19 protein-coding genes and 7 tRNA genes are annotated in these 22,563 nt (G+C 53.3%); 3 read left to right on the top strand and 23 right to left on the bottom strand.

Annotated features, from left to right (window positions below; all coding sequences use genetic code 11):
• Window positions 1-5 precede the first annotated feature (5 nt).
• Entirely contained in the window at window positions 6-701 is a 696-nt protein-coding gene (locus ACLJQD_RS17000) for a DUF1266 domain-containing protein (protein WP_000356624.1), read from the top strand.
• Complete coding sequence (locus ACLJQD_RS16995; RefSeq protein ID WP_017441666.1) at window positions 698-2,161, top strand: J domain-containing protein; 1,464 nt, start codon at window positions 698-700, stop codon at window positions 2,159-2,161. Before ACLJQD_RS17000 ends, ACLJQD_RS16995 begins: the two co-directional genes overlap by 4 nt.
• Before the next feature lie 21 nt (window positions 2,162-2,182).
• Here the strand turns inward: ACLJQD_RS16995 and hscC are convergent, their stop codons facing one another.
• From hscC to miaB, 12 genes are all read right to left on the bottom strand, one after another.
• On the bottom strand, window positions 2,183-3,862 hold the full coding sequence (hscC, locus tag ACLJQD_RS16990; protein WP_000368026.1) for a molecular chaperone HscC: 1,680 nt from the start codon (window positions 3,860-3,862) through the stop codon (window positions 2,183-2,185).
• A 75-nt stretch (window positions 3,863-3,937) separates the two neighbouring features.
• Window positions 3,938-5,176: a hypothetical protein gene (locus tag ACLJQD_RS16985; RefSeq protein ID WP_017441667.1), complete on the bottom strand. Its 1,239-nt coding sequence runs from the start codon at window positions 5,174-5,176 to the stop codon at window positions 3,938-3,940.
• Between the two features lie 19 nt (window positions 5,177-5,195).
• Window positions 5,196-6,143 (bottom strand): pyrimidine-specific ribonucleoside hydrolase RihA, encoded by a 948-nt coding sequence (gene rihA / locus ACLJQD_RS16980; protein WP_017441668.1) that lies wholly within the window; start codon window positions 6,141-6,143, stop codon window positions 5,196-5,198.
• A 116-nt stretch (window positions 6,144-6,259) separates the two neighbouring features.
• Window positions 6,260-6,985, bottom strand: coding sequence for a glutamate/aspartate ABC transporter ATP-binding protein GltL (gene gltL / locus ACLJQD_RS16975; RefSeq protein WP_000631369.1), 726 nt, complete (start codon window positions 6,983-6,985; stop codon window positions 6,260-6,262).
• Window positions 6,985-7,659 (bottom strand): glutamate/aspartate ABC transporter permease GltK, encoded by a 675-nt coding sequence (gltK, locus tag ACLJQD_RS16970; RefSeq protein WP_000272799.1) that lies wholly within the window; start codon window positions 7,657-7,659, stop codon window positions 6,985-6,987. The genes gltL and gltK overlap by 1 nt, the downstream gene beginning before the upstream one ends.
• Complete coding sequence (gltJ, locus tag ACLJQD_RS16965; RefSeq protein ID WP_000020930.1) at window positions 7,659-8,399, bottom strand: glutamate/aspartate ABC transporter permease GltJ; 741 nt, start codon at window positions 8,397-8,399, stop codon at window positions 7,659-7,661. The genes gltK and gltJ overlap by 1 nt, the downstream gene beginning before the upstream one ends.
• A gap of 159 nt (window positions 8,400-8,558) precedes the next feature.
• Window positions 8,559-9,467, bottom strand: coding sequence for an amino acid ABC transporter substrate-binding protein (locus ACLJQD_RS16960; protein ID WP_001518176.1), 909 nt, complete (start codon window positions 9,465-9,467; stop codon window positions 8,559-8,561).
• A gap of 354 nt (window positions 9,468-9,821) precedes the next feature.
• The gene (gene lnt, locus ACLJQD_RS16955; protein WP_000853075.1) at window positions 9,822-11,360 is read right to left on the bottom strand and encodes an apolipoprotein N-acyltransferase; all 1,539 of its coding nucleotides are present in this window, start codon (window positions 11,358-11,360) and stop codon (window positions 9,822-9,824) included.
• A 19-nt stretch (window positions 11,361-11,379) separates the two neighbouring features.
• Entirely contained in the window at window positions 11,380-12,258 is an 879-nt protein-coding gene (gene corC, locus ACLJQD_RS16950) for a CNNM family magnesium/cobalt transport protein CorC (RefSeq protein WP_001278615.1), read from the bottom strand.
• 157 nt (window positions 12,259-12,415) lie between these two features.
• Window positions 12,416-12,889: an rRNA maturation RNase YbeY gene (gene ybeY, locus ACLJQD_RS16945; protein WP_000084477.1), complete on the bottom strand. Its 474-nt coding sequence runs from the start codon at window positions 12,887-12,889 to the stop codon at window positions 12,416-12,418.
• Window positions 12,886-13,932, bottom strand: a complete 1,047-nt coding sequence (locus ACLJQD_RS16940; protein WP_001018045.1) for a PhoH family protein — start codon at window positions 13,930-13,932, stop codon at window positions 12,886-12,888. The genes ybeY and ACLJQD_RS16940 overlap by 4 nt, the downstream gene beginning before the upstream one ends.
• Before the next feature lie 204 nt (window positions 13,933-14,136).
• Complete coding sequence (gene miaB, locus ACLJQD_RS16935; RefSeq protein WP_001519200.1) at window positions 14,137-15,561, bottom strand: tRNA (N6-isopentenyl adenosine(37)-C2)-methylthiotransferase MiaB; 1,425 nt, start codon at window positions 15,559-15,561, stop codon at window positions 14,137-14,139.
• 143 nt (window positions 15,562-15,704) lie between these two features.
• Between miaB and ubiF the strand changes: the two genes are divergently transcribed.
• Window positions 15,705-16,880: a 3-demethoxyubiquinol 3-hydroxylase gene (gene ubiF, locus ACLJQD_RS16930; protein ID WP_017441669.1), complete on the top strand. Its 1,176-nt coding sequence runs from the start codon at window positions 15,705-15,707 to the stop codon at window positions 16,878-16,880.
• Between the two features lie 66 nt (window positions 16,881-16,946).
• Here ubiF and ACLJQD_RS16925 read toward each other — a convergent pair whose 3' ends face one another.
• From ACLJQD_RS16925 to nagC, 11 genes are all read right to left on the bottom strand, one after another.
• Entirely contained in the window at window positions 16,947-17,522 is a 576-nt protein-coding gene (locus tag ACLJQD_RS16925) for a hypothetical protein (protein WP_017441670.1), read from the bottom strand.
• A gap of 135 nt (window positions 17,523-17,657) precedes the next feature.
• Window positions 17,658-17,732, bottom strand: a tRNA-Gln gene (locus tag ACLJQD_RS16920).
• Window positions 17,733-17,775: 43 nt separating this feature from the next.
• A tRNA-Gln gene (locus tag ACLJQD_RS16915) sits at window positions 17,776-17,850 on the bottom strand.
• Window positions 17,851-17,896: 46 nt separating this feature from the next.
• A tRNA-Met gene (locus ACLJQD_RS16910) sits at window positions 17,897-17,973 on the bottom strand.
• Window positions 17,974-17,988: 15 nt separating this feature from the next.
• A tRNA-Gln gene (locus tag ACLJQD_RS16905) sits at window positions 17,989-18,063 on the bottom strand.
• A 35-nt stretch (window positions 18,064-18,098) separates the two neighbouring features.
• Window positions 18,099-18,173: transfer RNA gene (locus ACLJQD_RS16900), tRNA-Gln, on the bottom strand.
• A 23-nt stretch (window positions 18,174-18,196) separates the two neighbouring features.
• Window positions 18,197-18,281 (bottom strand) — tRNA-Leu (locus ACLJQD_RS16895).
• Window positions 18,282-18,289: 8 nt separating this feature from the next.
• Window positions 18,290-18,366: transfer RNA gene (locus tag ACLJQD_RS16890), tRNA-Met, on the bottom strand.
• A 221-nt stretch (window positions 18,367-18,587) separates the two neighbouring features.
• Window positions 18,588-20,252 carry an asparagine synthase B gene (gene asnB, locus ACLJQD_RS16885; RefSeq protein WP_017441671.1) on the bottom strand — a complete coding sequence of 555 codons (1,665 nt, stop codon included), beginning with the start codon at window positions 20,250-20,252 and terminating at the stop codon, window positions 18,588-18,590.
• Between the two features lie 289 nt (window positions 20,253-20,541).
• Window positions 20,542-21,294 (bottom strand): ribonucleotide monophosphatase NagD, encoded by a 753-nt coding sequence (gene nagD, locus ACLJQD_RS16880; RefSeq protein WP_000153143.1) that lies wholly within the window; start codon window positions 21,292-21,294, stop codon window positions 20,542-20,544.
• Between the two features lie 46 nt (window positions 21,295-21,340).
• A complete protein-coding gene (gene nagC, locus ACLJQD_RS16875) occupies window positions 21,341-22,561 on the bottom strand; it encodes a DNA-binding transcriptional regulator NagC (RefSeq protein ID WP_000187578.1) in 1,221 nt (406 codons plus the stop codon).
• Window positions 22,562-22,563 lie beyond the last annotated feature (2 nt).

Genomic DNA, 22,563 nt, shown 5'->3' with positions numbered 1-22,563 from the left:
CGAATATGGACAAGGAAGAACAATATTTACTTTTTGCGCTCTCCACGCCGATGGAGGTGCTATATATCGGCAATGAGCCTTCGCATACCTCTCCAGCAATGTATACCGGAATTCCTGCTGTCGATCTCTCCGATTCATGGGGGATTGATAACCGTGAAGATCTTATTCAAACCATCTATCGGATGACGGACGATGGTCATGCGGCAGATTTGGCTCCCTTTTATATCCGCTGGTTTACGCTATCTCCTCGCCAATGGCGCGAATTTACCGCGCAGTTTGGCGAGCAGGGCCAGATTTATGCGCGATTTGTTGCCGAAACCGCACTATGCTGCGGTCGCGGCGGCATTAAAGCCTGGGACTATGTGCGTATGGGGTTTTTATGCCGGATGGGGGTGTTGAATCAATGGCTGACGGAAGAGGAAAGCCTGTGGCTGCAATCGCGTATCTATGCGCGGGCGTACTATTTTTACGACGGTTGGACGCAATATTTTGCCGCCTATTCGTTGGGTCGGCTGTACTGGCAGGCTAAAGGGGACACCATACAGGCATATTTCGCTCACCTAAAGTACGACGCTTCAGGCGCGCGGATGTTTAATGAACTGGCCTCTACGACAGAGAGTTATTATGCGCAGCTACCGTGGCGTCCGCTCAACGAACAACCGACATGCCCGGAAACGCTTAAAGGAGTGAGCGATTTATGAATATCTGTTGGGAAATCCTGGGCATTGAACCTACCACCGATCTGGAATGTATCCGTCAGGCTTATCTTGCCCTGTTGCCCTCATTCCACCCTGAGAGCGATCCGCAGGGTTTTAAGCGATTGCGCCAGGCCTATGAAGAAGCGCAGCACTGGGCCGCCTCGCCTGCGGAGGACGCAAAAACGGAAGAGGTGAGCGACGAACATGAAATACTGGTGGCGTTCAGAGAATTGCTGGCATCAGAGCGCGATCGCTTTCAGCCCTCGGCATGGCAGAAATTTATTCAGCAATTGAACCAGTGTTCAATGGATGAGATAGATAAGCTGCGCTGGCAGTTGTGCGACATCGCCATGAAAACGGAAACGATCTCGCTGTCTTGCCTGGCATTGTTGGCGCAGCGTCTGAACTGGCAGCCGCAGGAAGCGGACGATGATGCTGAGGGAGAAGAGCTGGAAGCATTTCTGGAGACCGTAAAGCGGGGCGATGCGTTTGATCTGCTAAGTCTGGCCAAATTGCCTCTTGTTGTTCAAGACCAAACTGACGCCTACTTTTTTAAGCTTGAGCGTATCTGGCGCTTTTATCCCGAACATTTTGCCGACGCTCTACAGGTTCAGGGAGCCTGGATAATTCCCGATGATAAACAGCTGCATCGTAAACTATTACACTGGTTTAGCGCCGAGCAGTGGGGCATGGCCGAACTGGTCGATATTGCTCGTCGCTGGCAGGCCGCGGAGCCGGATAACGAAGATGCGCACTATTACCTTTGCAAACAGCGTTTGCTCTGCGGCGAAGGAGAAAGCCTGTTGGCCGATCTTTGCGATTTCTGGCAGCGTTACCCCTCCACGCAGGCGGACGACCTGTTGCTGGGCTGGTGCCGCCAGCACCGGCCTGATTTCTTCCCGCTGGCGGTGATGGCGGTCGAAGCGCGCTGTATGGCGGATGCCGAATATGTGCCCGGTGAAAGTGCGCGCACGCGTTTACTGTGGGCCGACATTTTGCACAGCGGTAGGTTATCACCGCTGGGGCGTTCATTTGTTGACTCCCTGTTTTATAAGCGAAAAGCGATGGCGTGGGCAAATTCACGGCTGAGTACCCAGGGGGAACCCGAAACGCCGCTGTTGGATCTGTACCGGACGGCGGAGCAGGTGGTGCTGGAAGCGTTTCCCAAAGAAAAGCCCTTTTTTCGCCTGCTGATCCGGCTGGAGGAGGGGCAAGCCTGTCCGCTGGAGGCGCTGATAACGCAGGCATTGTCATCTAAAATCGCCATGAAGCCAGGCGATATTCGCGACAAAAAGGAGCTGGCGGAAGAGCTCAGGCTGGCGGCTGAGAAAAAATTGTCTTCTGAAGCGAAAACCGAAGCCCCCCGTCAGGCGGAATCTGGCGGGGTGATGAAAATCATGAAGATTGTCGGTTTGATCGCGTTGATTGTCTGCGCGTTAAATCGATTCTTCCATTTTTTCTGAACAGGGGCAGTGAAAGCGCCGTTACGGCGCTTTCGGCTCGTCAATACCCAGATATTCACAGGCGCGACGGCGCACGTCATCGACGCGCTGCATATCATTAGACAGCAGGGCCGCGTCGAAATCGGTAATAATCTCCCCCAGCATTTCGCGCTCATCGCCTAACGCGCGTGACCACTGCTCCTCTAACTGTGCTTTAAACGTCCGGTTAATCAGCATATCGCGGGGATAAATTTTCAGCGCCTGCAGGCGCTCGCGGCTGGCGTCGATTTGCTGCGTCGTCAGTGAGGTGGCATTGTGACTGATGATTCTGGATTCACTCTTGCCGTCTTCCAGCAGCACGTCAACTTCCAGCAGACCATTAATATCGTAGCTAAAACGAATATCAATGGCCTGAATGTGCCCGTTCGGCTTCAGCATGACGTCAAAAGAATCAATCAGGATATTATTTTTCACCTTATGGCTTTCGCCCTGGTATACCCTGACGCAAATAGAGTCCTGCTCAGGGTGCATGGTGGAGTACGTTTCCACTTTTGACACCGGAACGGTGGTATTGCGTTCAATGATGGGCGAGAAAATACCAGGCACTCCCTGTCGGTTGACTTCCACGCCCAGCGAGTAGGGGCAGATATCCGTGAGGATCACCTCTTCAACGTCTTCATGGCGCAGGCGACAGGCGGCCTGAGTTGCGGCGCCAAGCGCCACGATGGTGCTGGGATCGTAACTTTGATAGGGCAATTTACCGAATAAGCGCACCGCGATGCGTTGCACCAGCGGCATTTGTGACGCGCCGCCGACCAGCACCAGGCTGTCAATTTGCTCCGGTTTGAGTCGGGAATCGCGCAGCGCCTGCTCAATGGGCGTGCGCAGCCGGTTGAGCAACGGTAGCCACAGGGCTTCCAGCTCATCGTCATAAAACGTGCTTTCCAGCGCGCGCTCCTGATAAAGCCAGCTCATGCGCAGCGGGGAGCCGCTGGCGCATTTTGCGGCTTCAACACAGGCATACAGCGCAGCCAGATCGCTATCCGTCAGCGCTGATTTATCGAGGTTCCAGCGTTTCAGCACTTCATCAAGTAACAAATGCGTGAAATCTTCGCCGCCGAGGTAGTTATCGCCAGCGGAGGCGTGAACTTCGATAATCGGCGTAGCGTATTCCAGAACGGTCACATCAAAGGTTCCGCCCCCCAGATCGAAAACCAGCGAACGGCTGTTTTGCTGCGTATGCAGGCCATAAGCCATTGCCGCCGCCGTGGGTTCATTGATCAAACGCACAGCGTTTAACCCCGCAAGCTCAGCGGCAAGGCGTGTATGCTTACGCTGCTCATCGCTGAAATAAGCCGGAACCGAGATCACGACGTCCTTGATTGGCTGCTGAAGGTAGTCTTCCGCATCTTCTTTCAGCGAGCGTAAAACCAGCGAAGATAATTCCGGCGCATTAAACGACTCTTCACCCAAATGCCAGTGAGTATTACTGCCCATTGCACGTTTAAATAAGGCAGCGGTTTTATCTGGATGAGATGTTTTACGAGCTGCGGCAGGTTTTCCCACCAGGATTTGCTTATTTTCATCCATACTAATTATGGATGGTGTTAAATATTCACCAAATTTATTAGGTATTAATTGTGCGGCTCCGTCTTGCCAGACGGCGATTAAACTATTGGTGGTACCGAGATCGATACCAATCGCTAACGTTGCATTATCCATTGCGTTTAATTTATCGGGAAAGAGAGTTTATAGAATAAAGAACACCACCCTCTGGCGTGGTGATCTTTATCAATGTCACGCCTGGCGAAAGTATTCATCCATAATATTCGTTAACTCCGGGCGCTCGCCGTCATCATTGATGGCGAAATCGAGGAAAAAAGCATCGGCCTGTGGCGTGCGTTTCTGGGCCAGTAAACGAAACGCCAGCGGGTAGTGGCAAGCATAACCGGGTGCGCGAGTCAGAAAACGGACAAAATCAATCAACAAGGGAGAATGGGTATAAAACAGCGCGCGTAACAGTACGGCGGGAAATCCCTCTTCGGTGATCCCTTGCGCCATGATTTTGTTGAGGCCGGCCTCGCTCAGATCGCCTGCGGCAATAATATCTGCGCAGGCCGCAAGATCGGGATAATGCGTTGCGCAGTTAGCCAATGCGTTCGGCCAGTTGACGCGGGTATAACGTCCGTCATGGCGAGTAAAGTAATCCTCCCAAAGGGATGGCGGTAGTTTTTCGTACTGTATTTTCAGGGGGATGCGGCGCTGAAACTGGGCTGCTTCCAGGCGCTCGCCGTCATAAAATCGCAGGTATTGCTGCCGCGTTTCGTAGCATGTCATCGCCACCGGCTGGCTGATGACCCAGGTTTTCACGGGCCGGCCTTCCAGCGCGGCGGCGGTGGCTTTATGGTGACCATCAAGCAGGACGCAAAGCCAGCTGTCATTCATATACCAGGCCAGCGCGTGGCTCTCTGGCTTATCGCGGTAATACCCGGCGCGTTGTGGGTTAAATCGCGATGGGGGCTGGCCTGGCAGTAAAAAACAGGGTTCGCCGGACTGGTAGTGATAGTCCACGTCAGCAATCCACTGCCCTGTGGTCGCGGGATTCGGTTGTTTTTCGTTACCCACCGCCCAGAAAAAATGTCCGTTGCCATCTGTGGGATAAAGTTCGCGTTCTTCCAGCCGGTAATAACCATCGGCAAAGAGTGAAAACAGCGGCGTCAGGGCGGTAAATGCTTCGTTCAACCCGACTCCTGGCTGATTCCACTCGGCAAGTGAGGATAAAAACTGCGCGGCGCCTTCATCATCATTGCTAAAACCGGCATAAACAAATTCTGCACAAGTTGGGCACCAGGCTTCAGTGTAAAAACGAATCAGCGGCGAGCCATGCCAGGAGAGCGTATGAATACCGGCGTAAGAGTCGGGATCGTGGATAACGCTGGGACGAAGCAATGCTTTTCCGTTACGTACTGAAAACGTTATATGGGCTACATCGTGCTGTAGCAGGCTGATTTCAGGTCTATTGTTACGCCAAAACATCGCTGTTCATCCCTGGATTCTACTTTGCGCTTTGTGCGTAGTATTGCAGCCGCTCCGCCAGCAAATCGACAAATCCCTGGCGGTCTACATCGACCATCACCGTCGCATTCGGCTTATTCCCCGTCAGGAAATAATAATCCACCACCGTCATCCCCTGGGTGTATTTCCCCTGGGTTTCCACGCCAACCCAACGCTCAACGGTGGTGAAAATCTCGGGTTTCAGCAGCCAGGCGATGGTGCACGGGTCGTGCAGCGGCGCGCCGACAAATCCCCATTTTTCGTCTTTGTGGTACTCCATAAAGAAGTCCAGCAGTTCGGCGACGATGGTGGAAATCGGGTTACCGATGGCGCGAAAGCGTTCGATATCGGCGGCGTGAATCTGTGCCTTATGGGTGACGTCCAGCCCGGCCATCGCCACCGGAATGCCTGACTGGAAGACAATTTCTGCCGCTTCCGGGTCGACGTAAATATTAAATTCCGCAGCGGGCGTCCAGTTACCCAGCGTCATCGCGCCGCCCATGATCACAATGCGGGCGATTTTCGTATGCAGTTCCGGATGGCTATTCAGCAGCAGCGCCACGTTGGTCTGTGGGCCAGTGGAGACGATGGTGACTGGCTGTGAGCTCTCGCGCAGTGTTTTTGCCATCAGCTCAACGGCAGTGCCGTTTTGCGGGACGAATGACGGCTCGGGCAGCGCCGGGCCGTCAAGACCGCTTTCGCCGTGAACGTTATCGGCGATAATCAGTTCGCGCATGAGAGGTTTCACCGCGCCGCCCGCCACCGGAATATCCGGGCGTTTGAGCAGCGTCAGCATTCGCAGCACGTTGCGCAGGGTCTTCTCCGGCGTCTGGTTGCCGGCGGAAGAGGTGATCGCTTTCACTTCCAGTTCAGGGGAGGCGAGGGCGAGAACGAGGGCGATCGCGTCATCATGACCCGGATCGCAATCAATAATAATGGGCAGTGCCATAGCGGTTCCTTGTAAGCGGTACTTTGTGACAAGGGTAACGCCCGGCTGGATACGTTTCGAGAAGCGAAGCGGTAAAGCGTGAGATAGCGCGCACTCTGACGTGCGCGCCGGGAAGATTAGTGCAGGATTTTTGCAAGGAAGTCTTTTGCGCGATCGGAACTGGGGTTAGCGAAGAACTCCTCTTTTGGCGAATCTTCGACGATTTTACCTTCATCCATAAAGATCACCCGGTTAGCCACTTTACGGGCAAAGCCCATTTCGTGCGTCACCACCATCATGGTCATCCCTTCGTTCGCCAGCTCGACCATCACGTCCAGCACCTCGTTGATCATTTCCGGATCGAGCGCGGAAGTCGGTTCATCGAATAACATGGCAATGGGGTCCATGCACAGCGCACGGGCGATGGCGACACGCTGCTGCTGACCGCCGGAAAGCTGCGCCGGGAACTTGTTGGCATGCGCAGACAGGCCAACGCGCTCCAGCAGCTTCAGGCCTTTATCGCGGGCGGCGGCCTTATCGCGTTTCAGTACTTTCACCTGCGCCAGCGTCAGGTTTTCGATGATCGACAGGTGGGGAAACAGCTCGAAGTGCTGGAATACCATGCCCACGCGGGAACGCAGTTTCGCCAGATCGGTTTTTTTGTCGTTCACAATAATGCCGTTAACGGTAATTTCGCCTTTTTGCACCGGTTCCAGACCATTGACGGTCTTAATCAGCGTGGATTTACCGGAACCCGATGGCCCGCAGACTACCACCACCTCACCTTTTTTCACTTCTGTTGAACAATCGGTCAGCACCTGAAAGTGACCATACCATTTTGAAACATTTTTCAGGGTAATCATTAAACTGTCCTTTTCTTCAAATAGCTGACCAGCAACGACGCGCTCAGGCTGATAACAAAATAAACGGCGCCGGCGAACAGAATCATTTCGACCTGAGTTCCGTCACGCTCGCCGATAGTCGACGCGGTGCGGAAGAAGTCCGCCAGGCTGAGTACATAAACTAAAGAGGTGTCCTGAAATAGCACGATGCCCTGCGTAAGCAACAGCGGCACCATCGCCCGAAACGCCTGCGGCAGAATAATGAGCTTCATCGACTGCCAGTGGGTCATCCCCAGCGCCAGCGCGGCGCTGGACTGCCCGCGGGAAATACTTTGAATACCGGCGCGAATAATCTCGGAATAGTAGGCCGCTTCAAACATAGAGAATGCCACCATCGCGGAGATCAGGCGGATATCGGTTTTCGGCGATAGTCCCAGCACGTTTTGCAGAAAGCCGGGTACAATCAGATAGAACCACAGCAAGACCATCACCAACGGGATGGAACGGAAAACGTTAACATACGCTTTAGCAAACCAGGCGATAGGGGCAAAGCTTGAGAGGCGCATGACGGCCAGAATGGTTCCCCAGACTATCCCCACGACAACGGCGGTGACGGTGATCTTCAGCGTGATGACCAACCCGGCCAGCAGGTAAGGCAGTGAGGGGATAATCGAACTCCAGTCAAATTCGTACATTATTTGCTCCCCACGTTGCCCGGCAGGCGGACTTTGCGTTCAACCAGGCTCATGACCAGCATGATAACGGCGTTAATCAGCACATAGGCCAGCGTAATGGCGGTGAAGGATTCCCAGGCGTGCGCCGAGTAATCCAACAGTTTGCCTGCCTGCGCTGCCATATCCACCAGACCGATGGTTGACGCGATGGCCGAGTTTTTCACCAGGTTCATCATCTCTGACGTCATTGGCGGCACGATAACGCGATAGGCATTCGGCAGCAGGACATAGCGATAAGCCTGCGGCAGCGTTAGCCCCATCGCCAGCGCCGCGTTCTTCTGCCCGCGAGGCAAAGACTGAATCGCAGCGCGTACCTGTTCGCAAACACGGGCGGCGGTAAACAGTCCCAGACAGATCATTGAGGAGAGGAAAAACTGAATATTGGGATCGAGTTCCGCCTTAAACCACATGCCAAGATCTTCCGGCAACAGTTCAGGCACCACCAGGTACCAGGTGAAGAATTGCACGATCAGCGGCACGTTACGGAACAGTTCTACGTACAATGTGCCCAGTCCGGAGAGGAAACGGTTGGGAACGGTACGTAAAATGCCGAAAATAGATCCTACCAGGAAAGCGATAATCCAGGCGGTAATCGAAAGGGCTACGGTGACCTGAAAACCACTCCATAGCCAGCCGAGATAGGTGGTATTGCCGAAGGGGGCTTCCTGTAAAAAAATACCCCAGTTCCAGTCTATTGACATACATCTACTCCGAAAAAAAAGGGTAGCAGCGCTACCCTCGAAGATTGTTGCCCGGCGATTTGCGGCTTCAGGCCCGATGGGGAACGACCATCAGGCTTATAGTCTGTCCGTGCTGAGCGACAATCGAGAGGACAGGAGTCCCGTCCCATTTAGTTTTAGTTAGTTAAGCGCTTTATCATTCGGTGCTTTGAACAGGGCTTTCATCTCGTCAGACAACTCGAAATTCATGTTCAGGTTTTTCGGTGGGATCGGATTTTTAAACCACTTATCAAACCACTTTTCCGCTTCGCCGGAGGTTTGCGCCTGGGCGATGGTATCGTCCATCAGCTTTTTAAACTCAGGGTCGTTTTTACGCAGCATACAGCCGTAGGCTTCCTGGGACTGCGGTTTACCGACAATCTCCCAGTTATCCGGTTTCTTGGCTTTGGCGCGCTCGCCGGCCAGCAGCGCGTCATCCATCATAAAGGCGACGGCGCGACCGCTTTCCAGGGTGCGGAACGAGTCACCGTGGTCTTTCGCGCTAATAATACGCATTCCCATCTTTTGCTCTTCGTTAAGCTTATGCAGCAGAATTTCAGAGGTCGTCCCGGAGGTGACGACGACCGCTTTGCCTTTCAGATCCGGGAAATCTTTAATATCGCCGCCTTTTTTAGTCAGCAGTCGCGTCCCGACGACGAAAATCGTATCGGAGAAGGCGGCCTGTTTCTGGCGCTCAAGGTTGTTAGTCGTTGAACCACATTCAAAATCGAAGGTTCCGTTTTGCAATAGTGGAATACGGTTTTGCGAGGTGATCGGGATCAGCTTCACCTGCAGATCGGGCTTGTTAAGTTTCTTTTTTACCGCTTCCACAATGGCGTTGGAGTAGTCCTGGGAATAGCCGACCACTTTCTGCTGGTTGTCGTAATAAGAAAAGGGCACAGAAGATTCGCGATGCCCGACGACGATCACGCCATTTTTAGCGATCTTGTCCAGGGTGCTACCAGCGGCAGGCGCGCCATCTTCTGCGTGCGCAAGGCCCGCAGACAGTCCCATGACCAGCATTGCTGTGGTTAGCTTACGTAATTGCATATCCAACTCCTTTATCATCTGCGCCGTCGACGCATTGATAGCTATTGTGATGTTGTTATTGCCTGCAACTTGCGCGTGCAGTGTTATGTGTGTTTGTTAACATTTAGTGTGGCTTGTTGTAAATATTTTGCTGCGATATTGTTTATTTTTGCGAAGTGCGCCGCACCGTTCAGAGGCAAAAATCCTACATTGCACCGTTCAGGTGCTACCGATGATCGATTTTGGTGCGACCAGGTTGCACAAGCAGCCAGAACAGGTTTGCCATGTTTAACAAAGCAATAGACGTGCCAGAATGGGGGATAAAGGAGAATTTTCAGGCCGGATAAATGAAGCGCTATCCGGCCTGGGGAGAGATTATTTCCGTCGTTGTCTCAGGCTCATCACTACCGCGCCAAAAGCAAACAGCGCGGTCAGTACCCATAGCGGCCAGTTGCCGGTACGAGCATAGGGAGTTAACCCCGTGGTTGGCGTGACATTGGTGGTCAGTACCTGGCGTGTGAACTGCGGGATCATCGCCTGAATTTCGCCCTGCGGGCCAATCACCGCCGTAATACCGTTATTAGTACTGCGCAGCAACGGACGCGCCAGTTCCAGCGAACGCATCCGCGCCATCTGGAAATGTTGCCACGGGCCAATGGACTTACCAAACCAGGCGTCGTTAGAAATCGTCAGCAGATAGTCGGTGTCCGGGCGGAAGTTATCCCGCACCTGTTCGCCAAGAATAATTTCATAACAGATTGCCGCCGTCAGCTTATAGTCGTGCGCATGTAACTGCGGCTGGATATAAGGGCCGCGGCTAAAGGAGGACATGGGCAGATCGAAGAACGGCGCCAGCGGACGCAGGATAGATTCCAGCGGAACGAACTCGCCAAAGGGTACAAGGTGATTTTTATTGTAGCGATTGGGCGAGTCATAACTGTATGGATTATCCTTGCCCAACGTAATAATCGTATTGTAGGTGTCGTATCGATTCTGTTTATTGAGACGCGCATCGACAATACCGGTGATCAGCGTGCTATTTTTTTCGCGTAACATCTCGTCCAGCGAACGAAGGAAAGGCTGCTGATTGATTTCGAGATCCGGAATCGCCGACTCAGGCCAGATAATAATCTGTGATTTGCCTAACTCTGGGCGGGTTTCGTTGAGATAAATTTTTAGCGTATTCAGTAGCTGGTTTTCGTCCCACTTCAGCGACTGCGGGATATCGCCCTGCACCAGCGATACCTGGGTCGCTTTGGCCGGTTCCAGCGTAAACCACTGGATATAACGTAGCGGAAAGGGCAAAGCAAACAGAATCACGGCGACAGCCAGCGGACGCCAGTTCCGCGTCGCCAGTGCCAGCGCTAACAGGCCGCTGACCATCATCAGCAGGAAGTTGATCGCTTCGACGCCCATTACCGGCGCCAGGCCTTTTAGCGGGCCATCGACCTGACTATAGCCAAATTGCAGCCAGGGGAAGCCGGTCAGCACCCAGCCGCGTAAAAATTCGGTGATTTGCCATACTGCAGGCGCGGCGATAGCGACGCGCAGCCAGTTGGTTTTTGGCCACAGGCGCGACAAAATCCCGGCAAACAGTCCGGTATACAGCGAGAGATAAGCTGCAAGCAGCACCACCAGAAAAACGTTAACCGGACCCGGCATGCCGCCAAACTGCGCGATACTGACATAAACCCAGTTAATCCCGCTACCGAAAAGTCCGAGTCCCCAGCAATAGCCGATGGCGGCAGACTGGAGCGGGCGGCGATTAAACGTTAAGGCCTGCAGCCCGATAAGCGACACTATCGCTGCGGGCCAGACGTCATACGGAGAGAAAGCCAGTGTTCCGCAGGCGCCGAATAATAACGCCAGCAGCAGGCGAATACGCTGGCGTTCAATTAACGAGGCAAATGCCATTTTTAGTCCACTATTGCTGTTATTCGTCCAGTTTTGGCTGGGGCGAGTCATCCGGGATCCTGACATGCACCTGAATAATACGACGACTATCGGCCATCGCCACTTTGAACTGGTAACCATCAATGTCAATGGTTTCGCCGCGGGCCGGTAAATGGCCGAACGCCTGCATCACCAGTCCGCCGATGGTATCAACTTCTTCATCGCTGAAGTGGGTGCCGAAAGCGTCATTGAAGTCTTCAATCGACGCCAGCGCGCGAATCGTCCAGGTATGGCGGCTAAGCTGACGGAAGTCGATATCGTCTTCTTCGTCATACTCATCTTCAATTTCACCGACAATCAGTTCGAGGATGTCTTCGATAGTTACCAGGCCGGAAACGCCGCCAAACTCATCGATAACGATGGCCATATGGTAGCGCTGGGAGCGGAATTCCTTGAGCATACGGTCAACCCGTTTGCTTTCCGGTACGACAACCGCGGTGCGTAACACTTTGTCCATGCTGAAGGCTTCGGCATCGCTGCGCATAAACGGCAGCAAATCTTTGGCCATCAGAATCCCTTCAATGTGATCTTTATCTTCGCTGATCACCGGAAAACGCGAGTGGGCGGACTCGATGATAACATCGAGACATTCGTCCAGCGTCTGGTTGCGTTTCAGGGTAATCATCTGGGAGCGCGGGATCATAATATCGCGAACGCGCTGGTCGGCGATGTCCATTACGCCTTCGAGCATATCGCGCGTATCTTCATCGATAAGCTCGTTCTGCCCGGAATCACGGATCAGCGCCAGCAACTCATCGCGGTTTTTAGGTTCACCGTGGAAAAGCTGGCTGAGTAGCAGGGAAAAAAATCCCTTTTTACTGTTTACTGTGTCACTACTGTGTGAATTGTCGTCGCTCATGGCGTCGTATGGGTTCTCATGTTAGTTAATACAAAGCTCGTCATGCGTATACTCAGCTGTGACGGCATGTTTTGCCTGATGGCGCTACGCTTATCAGGGCTACAAAAGGCATGAATGTAGGCCGGATAAGGCGCAAGCGCCGCCATCCGGCAAGCTACTATTCTGCAATCTTCTCGGCAATGTACGGATCCTCATAGCCCATAGCAAGCATAATCTCCGTTTCGAGAGACTCCATCTCTTCCGCTTCGTCATCGTCGATATGATCGTAACCCAGCAAATGCAGGCTACCGTGCACGACCATGTGCGCCCAGTGCGCCTCCAGCGGCTTGCTCTGTTCCTGCGCTTCCTGCTCCACGACCTGACGGCAAATAATCAGATCGCCCAGTAGCGGCATTTCAATGCCGGGGGGCGCTTCAAACGGGAAGGAGAGAACATTAGTGGGTTTATCTTTCCCGCGGTACGTCAAATTAAGGTCGTGGCTTTCGGCCTCATCCACCAGACGGATTGTGACTTCCGCCTCTTCCTGAAACTGCGGAATAACGCCGTCCAGCCAGCGTTGAAACTGAGCTTCATCCGGCAGGCCCGCGTGGTTTTCACAGGCCAACTGTAAATCGAGGATCACCTGGCTCATTTCTGTTCCTGCTCCTGGGCTTCACGCTTACGCTCTGCCGCCAACGCCGCTTTGCGTTTTTGTTCTGCCTCTTCCCAGGCTTCATAGGCGTTAACAATGCGGGCAACGACCGGATGGCGCACCACGTCTTCGCTGTGGAAGAAGTTAAAGCTGATTTCATCGACTTCCGCCAGCACTTCAATAGCATGACGCAAGCCGGATTTGGTGTTGCGTGGCAGGTCAATCTGCGTCACGTCGCCGGTGATCACCGCTTTCGAGTTAAAGCCGATACGCGTCAGGAACATCTTCATCTGTTCGATAGTGGTGTTCTGGCTTTCATCCAGAATGATAAAGGCGTCGTTTAATGTGCGTCCGCGCATATAGGCCAGCGGCGCGACTTCAATCACATTGCGCTCAATCAGCTTCTCGACTTTTTCAAAGCCGAGCATTTCGAACAGCGCGTCATACAGCGGACGCAGGTACGGGTCCACTTTCTGACTTAAATCGCCTGGCAGGAAGCCCAGTTTTTCGCCCGCTTCCACCGCCGGACGGGTCAGCAGAATACGGCGAATCTCCTGGCGCTCCAGGGCGTCTACCGCAGCGGCGACCGCAAGATAAGTTTTACCGGTACCCGCCGGGCCGACGCCAAAGGTAATATCATGATCGAGAATATTGGCGATGTACTGCGCTTGGTTCGGGGTACGCGGTTTAATCACGCCGCGCTTGGTTTTGATATTGATCGCTTTGCCATAGTCAGGCACGCTTTCCGCGCTCTGTTCCAGCACCCGCGCTTCTTTGATCGCCAGATGAATTTGTTCCGGTTCGATATCCTGAGTCTGGCCGCGCATCGGTGCGGTATCGACATACAGACTTCGCAAAATATCTGTCGCCGCGGTCACGCAAATCGGACGACCGGTCAGTTTAAAGTGATTGTCACGGCGGTTGATTTCAATACCGAGACGACGTTCGAGCTGTTTAATATTGTCATCAAACGGCCCGCAAAGGCTCAACAGACGGGCGTTGTCTGCGGGCTCAAGGGTAATTTCGCGAGTGTCTATATTCAAACTGTTCCTCTTGTATCTGTATCGCCGGACGCTGAACATTTACCGGCATCTAAGGAAATTATTCACGCCATAGGGAAAAGGCGCAAGCATTGCAATGAAGATGGGGATGAAGAGAGAAAATTGCAAGGCCCGTCGGGCGACAGGCCATGAACAGGAGGCCCGACAGGCGCAGCGCCATCGGGCATTATTGCCTTTCCTGCAGGATTAAGGCTGGTAGAATCCTACACCCAGCTCATTTTCTTTACGGGTACGGGCAATGACGGACTCCGGCGTTTCGGCGACGCGCAGACCCATTTCATCTTCGGTACGCACCACTTTTCCGCGCAGGGAGTTCGGATAGACGTCAGTAATTTCCACATCGACAAACTTACCAATCATCTCCGGCGTGCCTTCAAAGTTCACCACCCGATTGTTTTCGGTACGGCCAGACAGTTCCATAATGTTTTTACGCGACGTGCCTTCCACCAGAATGCGCTGTGTCGTACCGAGCATACGGCGGCTCCATGCCATCGCCTGCTGATTGATACGCTCTTGCAGAATATACAGACGCTGCTTTTTCTCTTCTTCCGGTACGTCATCAACCATATCGGCAGCCGGCGTTCCCGGACGCGCAGAGAAGATAAAGCTGTAGCTCATATCAAAGTTGACGTCAGCGATAAGCTTCATGGTTTTTTCGAAATCATCGGTAGTTTCGCCTGGGAAACCGACGATAAAGTCAGAGCTTATCTGAATGTCCGGCCGCGCCGCGCGCAGTTTACGGATGATTGCTTTATATTCCAGCGCAGTGTGGGTGCGCCCCATCAGATTCAACACGCGATCGGAACCGCTCTGTACCGGCAGATGCAGGAAACTGACCAGCTCCGGCGTATCGCGGTACACCTCGATAATATCGTCGGTGAACTCAATCGGATGGCTGGTGGTAAAGCGAATACGGTCAATGCCGTCGATGGCGGCAACCAGACGCAGCAGATCGGCAAAGGTGCCGGTGGTGCCGTCGTAGTTTTCTCCGCGCCAGGCGTTAACGTTCTGGCCCAGCAGGTTGACCTCACGCACGCCCTGCGCCGCTAACTGGGCGATTTCGAACAGGATATCGTCTGAGGGACGGCTGACTTCTTCACCGCGGGTATACGGCACCACGCAGTAAGTACAATATTTATTGCAGCCTTCCATGATAGAAACGAAAGCGGTCGGGCCTTCTGCGCGCGGTTCCGGCAAACGATCGAACTTCTCGATTTCCGGGAAGCTGATATCGACCACCGGGCTGCGGTCGCCACGCACGGAGTTAATCATCTCCGGCAGGCGGTGTAAGGTTTGCGGACCAAAAATAATGTCGACGTAATGGGCGCGTTGACGAATGTGCTCGCCTTCCTGGGAAGCCACGCAGCCGCCGACGCCGATAATCAGATCGGGATTTTTCTCTTTTAACAGTCTCCAGCGACCTAATTGATGGAAGACTTTTTCCTGAGCCTTCTCGCGGATTGAGCAGGTATTCAACAGCAGCACATCCGCCTCTTCCGCCACGTCGGTCAGTTGATAGCCGTGGGTGGCGTCCAGCAGATCGGCCATCTTCGATGAATCGTACTCGTTCATCTGACAGCCCCAGGTTTTAATATGGAGTTTTTTAGTCATCGACTTGCTCTTGCGAAATAGTGGCTGAAAAGCAGGGCGCATAGTGTAATGCTTTGGCGCGGTTGTGACCAGTATGACTGACGTCAGTCCTAATGGGTAAAAAATCCTGTAAACTTGTCTAAAACGTAACAGGATGAATGACCATGACAAATCAACCAACGGAAATTGCCATTGTCGGCGGGGGAATGGTCGGCGGCGCGCTGGCGCTGGGTCTGGCGCAGCAAGGGTTTACGGTAATGGTAATAGAACATGCCGCGCCTGCGCCGTTTGTGGCTGACAGCCAGCCTGACGTGCGGATTTCGGCCATTAGCGCGGCATCCGTGGCGCTGCTCAAGGGGCTGGGCGTGTGGGAGGCGGTGCAGGGGATGCGTAGCCATCCTTATCGGCGACTGGAGACCTGGGAGTGGGAAAACGCCCATGTGGTGTTCGACGCCGCTGAACTCAAGCTGCCGCTGTTAGGCTATATGGTAGAGAACAACGTCCTGCAACAGGCGCTGTGGCAGGCGCTGGAAGCGCACCCCGGCGCGACGCTGCGCGTTCCGGCTTCACTGGCGGCATTGCACCGCCGCCGCGATGGTTATGCGCTGGAACTGGCCGACGGCGAACGTATCACGCCGAAGTTAGTGATTGGCGCCGACGGCGCGAATTCGCAGGTTCGGCAAATGGCGGGAATTGGCATTCATGCCTGGCAATATGCGCAGTCGTGTATGCTTATTACCGTCAAGTGTGAAAATTCGCCAGGCGACAGCACCTGGCAGCAGTTTACGCCAACGGGGCCGCGCGCTTTTTTACCGCTGTTCGACGATTGGGCGTCGCTGGTGTGGTATGACGCTCCGGCACGTATTCGCCAGCTGCAGGGTTTATCGATGACGCAATTGCAGGTGGAAATTAACCAGCATTTTCCGGCGCGTCTGGGGGCGGTGATGCCTGTCGCGGCGGGCGCGTTTCCGCTAACCCGTCGTCACGCGTTGCAGTATGTACAACCGGGGCTGGCGCTGGTAGGCGACGCGGCGCATACCATTCATCCGCTGGCCGGGCAGGGCGTCAACCTGGGGTATCGGGATGTTGATGCGTTGATTGATGTGCTGGCGAGTGCCCGTAGCTGTGGCGAGTCCTGGGCCAGCCATTCGGTGTTGAAACGCTATCAGACGCGGCGCATGGCAGATAATTTTATGATGCAAAGTGGAATGGATCTGTTTTATGCCGGGTTCAGCAATGAATTGCCGCCGCTGCGTATTTTACGCAATATGGGGCTGATGGCGGCGCAGCGCGCAGGCGTGCTAAAACGTCAGGCGCTGAAGTATGCGTTGGGGTTGTAACCCGCTGAATGCCTTACCCGGTTTGTAAAAACGCTCAATTACAGGTCGGGTAAGCGTATTGACATCTTACTTTACTGCAAATAAAGCACATAAACCTAATCTCCCTTTAAAATCAATTTCATACCAAGGTGATGCCATTTCAATTATGCATACGTTGTATTGGCAACGTACTACTTTATGTAGCATCAGTAATGTGGAACTCATTGATTTTACAAGAATCGCCAGAGTGATTAATGCGGCGAGAATCCGATACCACGTCAGTGTTGCATGTTGGACATCAAACCACAGAATATAAAAAGTGATGATGTGAAGAATGACTTTGCTGGACAGGGCGCGAATATAGAATCCGCGCAGCGCCGTTTTCGAGGAAAACGCGACATTAATCAGCGCGCTTTGTTTTTCTTGCACAGGGATCCCTGGCAGATACACTATCCATTCCGCACTATTCTGGCGCAACATGACCGCCTTTTTCTGGTGCAGTATATGTAGCCTCATTGACACTGCCACGGGGTAAACCAGACCCAAAATAATCAACCAGGCGGCGCTGGCCGTGATATCAATGAAGGTGAAAGCGCAGAGCAAGACGACCATAAAAAATGTTAATGGCCGCAAAAAGAGATACCAACAAAACTGGTAATTCATTGTGAGGTTACCGAACGCTCCCTGTAAGGCTTTATCATAGCGTTTTACTGATAGCAGGGCATTAAGGGGGAAACCTCTTTCGGAATTTATAAACGCAGAAAAGCAAAAAGCTCGCCGAAGCGAGCTTTTTAAAGGTGGCTGGGGTACGAGGATTCGAACCTCGGAATGCCGGAATCAGAATCCGGTGCCTTACCGCTTGGCGATACCCCAATTGTCGTACTTCTTGCGCTCATTAGCAGAGCGTCTTTAAAACTGGCTGGGGTACGAGGATTCGAACCTCGGAATGCCGGAATCAGAATCCGGTGCCTTACCGCTTGGCGATACCCCAACAAATTATTTTCGAACCGGTCGAATACATCGACACGTTCTGAATATGGTGGCTACGACGGGATTCGAACCTGTGACCCCATCATTATGAGTGATGTGCTCTAACCAACTGAGCTACGTAGCCAGATGATTTCTTCGATGGCTGGGGTACCTGGATTCGAACCAGGGAATGCCGGTATCAAAAACCGGTGCCTTACCGCTTGGCGATACCCCAATACCGTCGCGGTGAACCGCAAACTCGAAGAAATATGGCTGGGGTACCTGGATTCGAACCAGGGAATGCCGGTATCAAAAACCGGTGCCTTACCGCTTGGCGATACCCCATCCGTACAACGCTTATCGGTGAATGGTGCGGGAGGCGAGACTTGAACTCGCACACCTTGCGGCGCCAGAACCTAAATCTGGTGCGTCTACCAATTTCGCCACTCCCGCAAAAAAGATGGTGGCTACGACGGGATTCGAACCTGTGACCCCATCATTATGAGTGATGTGCTCTAACCAACTGAGCTACGTAGCCATCTTTTTTCGCGTTACCTTATCGGCGTTGCGGGGCGCATTATGCGTATTGAGCCTTGAAGCGTCAACCTCTTTTTCATCGAAAAACGTCGGAAAGTGTCTGTTTGGTTAGGTTGCGAACAGCGTGGCGCAATATTCGGCAATTATTGGTTATTAATCGTTTTTCCGAAAGTGGTTTGCTATAAAAAAAGAGCCCCTAAGGGCTCTTTCGTCATCGTTAATTTACTGGTACGCCGACTGATGCACGCCGACCGCGCGGCCTGACGGGTCATCCATCGTTTTGAATGCTTCATCCCACTCAATGGCTTTGGCGGAAGAACAGGCCACGGACGGGCCGCCGGGTACGCATTCCGCCGCGCTTGGCACCGGGAACAGCTCTTCAAAAATTTCGCGGTACAGATACGCCTCTTTAGACGACGGCGTGTTGTATGGAAAGCGGAAGCGGGCGGTTTCCAGTTGTTGATCGGAAATCTGTTTCGCCGCCACTTCTTTCAGCGTATCGATCCAGCTGTAGCCTACGCCGTCAGAGAACTGCTCTTTCTGACGCCACGCCACGCTTGCTGGCAGATAAGACTCGAAGCACTCGCGCAGCACGTGTTTTTCCATCTTGCCGTTACCGCACATTTTATCCTGTGGGTTGATACGCATCGCCACGTCGAGGAATTTTTTATCCAGGAACGGTACGCGCGCTTCCACGCCCCAGGCGGACATCGCTTTGTTGGCGCGGGCGCAGTCATACATATGCAGCGCCTGTAGCTTACGGACCGTCTCTTCATGTAACTCTTTGGCGTTCGGCGCTTTATGGAAGTACAGGTAGCCGCCAAACACCTCATCGGAACCTTCGCCGGAGAGCACCATTTTGATGCCCATCGCTTTGATCTTACGCGACATCAGATACATCGGCGTTGAGGCGCGGATAGTGGTCACGTCATAGGTTTCAATGTGATAGATAACATCACGAATGGCATCAAGGCCTTCCTGCACGGTGAAGTGAATTTCATGGTGCACGGTGCCGAGGTGGCTAGCCACTTCCTGGGCCGCCTTCAGGTCAGGCGAACCTTCCAGACCGACCGCAAAAGAGTGCAACTGTGGCCACCAGGCTTCGGAGCGCTCCTGATCTTCGACGCGACGGGCGGCGAATTTTTTGGTGATTGCCGAGATAATCGACGAGTCCAGACCGCCGGAGAGCAGCACGCCGTAAGGGACGTCGGACATCAGGTGGCTTTTCACGGATTCTTCCAGCGCCTGGCGCAGCGCGTTTTTGTCGGTAACGTTGTCTTTTACCGCATCGTAATCGAACCAGTCGCGCTGATAGTACTGACGAATTTCGCCGTCTTTGCTCCACAGGTAGCTGCCCGCCGGGAACTCTTTAATGGTGCGGCAGACCGGGGTCAGCGCTTTCATTTCTGACGCTACGTAGAAGTTGCCGAATTCGTCATAGCCCATATAGAGCGGAATAATACCGATATGGTCACGACCAATCAGATAAGCGTCTTTTTCGCTGTCATACAGGGCGAAGGCGAACATCCCCTGTAAATCGTCAAGGAAATCCGGCCCTTTTTCCTGATACAGCGCGAGGATAACTTCGCAGTCGGAGCCTGTCTGGAACGCGTAACGATCGCCATACTCCGCGCGTAACGTCTGATGGTTATAAATTTCACCGTTCACCGCCAGCACGTGGGTTTTCCTGGCGTTATACAGGGGCTGGGCGCCGGCGTTAACATCAACAATCGACAAGCGTTCATGTGCGAGAATCGCGTTATCGCAAGCGTAGATGCCGGACCAGTCCGGGCCGCGATGGCGCATCAGGCGTGACAGCTCAAGGGCTTTTTTACGCAGTTCCGCTGCATCTGTTTTGATATCGAATACGCCGAAAATAGAACACATAGCCTTCTCCGTTAATCTGTTGCGTCGTACTTTTTGTGTTTGCTTGACTAAAAAATGCCGCAAAGGCGTGGAAGGCGCAAGGGGATTACGGTCTGAAAAATGAAAAATGCAATCGTCATTGTTGATTAGTGAAAAATGATTACGTATTGCGCGGATTTATTGATGGATCTTCAGTTTTATCGTGGTTTAATTGAATTATGTTTTTCCTGATGGCGTTTCGCTTATCAGACCTACAATGTTGTTCGAACCGTAGGCCTGAAAGCGGCGCGTCATCAGGCAGGGGACAGGTTTAGATAACGTCGATCTCGGCGACGGAAGGGTAAATCCAGCTTGGGCGGAACGGCATACTGTCAATATCATTGATTGTTGATACGCCTGAAAGCACCAGAATGGTCTCCAGACCGGCCTGGAACCCCGCCAGAATGTCGGTGCGCAGGTTATCGCCGACAATAACGGTCTCTTCCGAGTGCGCCTGCATTTTGTTCAACGCCGCGCGGATGATCCACGGGCTGGGTTTGCCGACATAAAACGGCTTCCGGCCGGAAATTTTTTCAATGCCTGCGCACAGCGCGCCGCAGGCCGGATAAAAGCCGCGACCGTGGGTATCCGGGTTGGTGGCGATAAAGCGCGCGCCATTGGCGACGAAAAATGCCGCTTTATGCATCATGTCCCAGTTGTAGGAGCGGGTCTCTCCAACGATGACAAAATCAGGGTTCACATCGGTAATAGTAAAACCCGCTTTATAGAGCTCGTGAATGAGCGCGCCTTCGCCCACGACATACGCTTTCTTACCTTCCTGACGGCGCAGAAAATCGGCTGTCGCCATTGCTGACGTATAAAACACGCTGTCCGGCACGTTAACGCCAGCGGTAGCAAAACGGTTCGCCAGATCCTGGCCGGTCTGCGACGGGTAATTGGTCAGCAGCACCAGCGGCAGACCTTTTTCCAGAATCCCCGTCAGAAATTCCGCCGCACCGGGTACGGCTACGTTGTCGTGCATCAGCACGCCGTCGATATCGCAGATTACATTCTTGATGGTCATGAACTACCCAGGGAATTTGTGAATAATCCGATACTATAAGAGCGCATCAACTTTCCAGCAAACGTTGCAGCAATGTTCCGTTGAGCATGGCGCGTTTAACTAAGGCAAATGCGCCGATAGCAGAACGGTGATCCAGCGTGGAGCGTACCACCGGCAAATTTTTGCGAAATGCCTTTAACGCCTGCGTATTGATACAGCTTTCGATAGCGGGCAACAGGACTTTATCGGCTTCAATGATCTCGCCGGCAATGACGATTTTTTGCGGATTAAACAGGTTGATAGCAATGGCGATCGTTTTGCCCAAATGGCGACCAACATGCTCAATGACTTCCGAGGCCAGGCTGTCGCCCCGGTTTGCCGCCTTACAGATGGTTTTAATCGTGCAGTCGTCAAGCGGAACACGGCTTTGATACCCTTGTTTAAGCAAATTCAGCACCCGTTGTTCAATCGCCGCATTGGCGGCAATGGTTTCCAGACAGCCGAAATTACCGCAGTGGCAGCGCTCGCCCAACGGCTCCACCTGAATATGCCCAATTTCGCCGACGTTGCCGTTACGGCCAATGAAGATGCGTCCGTTGGAGATAATCCCGGCGCCTGTACCACGATGAACGCGCACCAGAATCGAGTCCTCGCAATCCTGACTGGCGCCGAAGTAGTGTTCCGCCAGCGCCAGGCTACGGATATCGTGTCCCACGAAACAGGTAACGTGAAACCGTTTTTCCAGCGCTTCGACCAGTCCCCAGTTTTCAACCTGAATGTGCGGCATGTAACGAATCACGCCGCTTTCCGGATCGACAAGCCCTGGCAGGATCACCGAGATAGCGATCAATTCACGAATTTTACGCTGACAGCTATCAATAAAGACGGCGATGGTGTTGAGCAGCGCATGTTCCAGCGTCTCCTGGGTGCGCTCCGGCAGCGGATAATGCTCCTCAGCGACCACTTTACTGCTCAGATCGTAGAGCGTTAAAGTGGTGTCATGACGGCCCAGGCGAACGCCAATAGCGTGGAAGTTACGGGTTTCCGTGACGATAGAGATAGCGCGGCGGCCTCCGGTAGAGGCCTGCTGATCGACTTCTTTGATCAGCCCGCGTTCAATGAGTTGACGCGTAATTTTCGTTACGCTGGCGGGAGCAAGCTGGCTTTGCTCGGCAATTTGTATGCGCGAGATAGGACCATGCTGGTCAATCAGGCGGTAAACGGCCGCGCTGTTAAGCTGTTTTACGAGATCAACGTTACCTATCTGAGCTTGTCCGCCTGGTGTCATAT

It is taken from the genome of Salmonella sp. SAL04214 (genome assembly GCF_046550615.1).
Classification (GTDB): Bacteria; Pseudomonadota; Gammaproteobacteria; order Enterobacterales; family Enterobacteriaceae; genus Salmonella; species Salmonella enterica.
This window is presented reverse-complemented; position numbering and strand designations above follow the sequence as displayed.

Excerpts from the sequence above, each read along its gene's own strand:
- asnB (WP_017441671.1), bottom strand. The coding sequence starts at position 20,252 with ATGTGTTCTATTTTCGGCGTATTCGATATCAAAACAGATGCAGCGGAA.
- ACLJQD_RS16995 (WP_017441666.1), top strand. The coding sequence starts at position 698 with ATGAATATCTGTTGGGAAATCCTGGGCATTGAACCTACCACCGATCTG.
- ubiF (WP_017441669.1), top strand. The coding sequence starts at position 15,705 with ATGACAAATCAACCAACGGAAATTGCCATTGTCGGCGGGGGAATGGTC.
- ACLJQD_RS17000 (WP_000356624.1), top strand. The coding sequence starts at position 6 with ATGGACAAGGAAGAACAATATTTACTTTTTGCGCTCTCCACGCCGATG.
- gltJ (WP_000020930.1), bottom strand. The coding sequence starts at position 8,399 with ATGTCAATAGACTGGAACTGGGGTATTTTTTTACAGGAAGCCCCCTTC.
- ACLJQD_RS16985 (WP_017441667.1), bottom strand. The coding sequence starts at position 5,176 with ATGTTTTGGCGTAACAATAGACCTGAAATCAGCCTGCTACAGCACGAT.
- miaB (WP_001519200.1), bottom strand. The coding sequence starts at position 15,561 with ATGACTAAAAAACTCCATATTAAAACCTGGGGCTGTCAGATGAACGAG.
- gltL (WP_000631369.1), bottom strand. The coding sequence starts at position 6,985 with ATGATTACCCTGAAAAATGTTTCAAAATGGTATGGTCACTTTCAGGTG.
- ybeY (WP_000084477.1), bottom strand. The coding sequence starts at position 12,889 with ATGAGCCAGGTGATCCTCGATTTACAGTTGGCCTGTGAAAACCACGCG.
- ACLJQD_RS16960 (WP_001518176.1), bottom strand. The coding sequence starts at position 9,467 with ATGCAATTACGTAAGCTAACCACAGCAATGCTGGTCATGGGACTGTCT.
- gltK (WP_000272799.1), bottom strand. The coding sequence starts at position 7,659 with ATGTACGAATTTGACTGGAGTTCGATTATCCCCTCACTGCCTTACCTG.
- nagC (WP_000187578.1), bottom strand. The coding sequence starts at position 22,561 with ATGACACCAGGCGGACAAGCTCAGATAGGTAACGTTGATCTCGTAAAA.
- ACLJQD_RS16925 (WP_017441670.1), bottom strand. The coding sequence starts at position 17,522 with ATGAATTACCAGTTTTGTTGGTATCTCTTTTTGCGGCCATTAACATTT.
- rihA (WP_017441668.1), bottom strand. The coding sequence starts at position 6,143 with ATGGCACTGCCCATTATTATTGATTGCGATCCGGGTCATGATGACGCG.
- lnt (WP_000853075.1), bottom strand. The coding sequence starts at position 11,360 with ATGGCATTTGCCTCGTTAATTGAACGCCAGCGTATTCGCCTGCTGCTG.
- hscC (WP_000368026.1), bottom strand. The coding sequence starts at position 3,862 with ATGGATAATGCAACGTTAGCGATTGGTATCGATCTCGGTACCACCAAT.
- nagD (WP_000153143.1), bottom strand. The coding sequence starts at position 21,294 with ATGACCATCAAGAATGTAATCTGCGATATCGACGGCGTGCTGATGCAC.
- corC (WP_001278615.1), bottom strand. The coding sequence starts at position 12,258 with ATGAGCGACGACAATTCACACAGTAGTGACACAGTAAACAGTAAAAAG.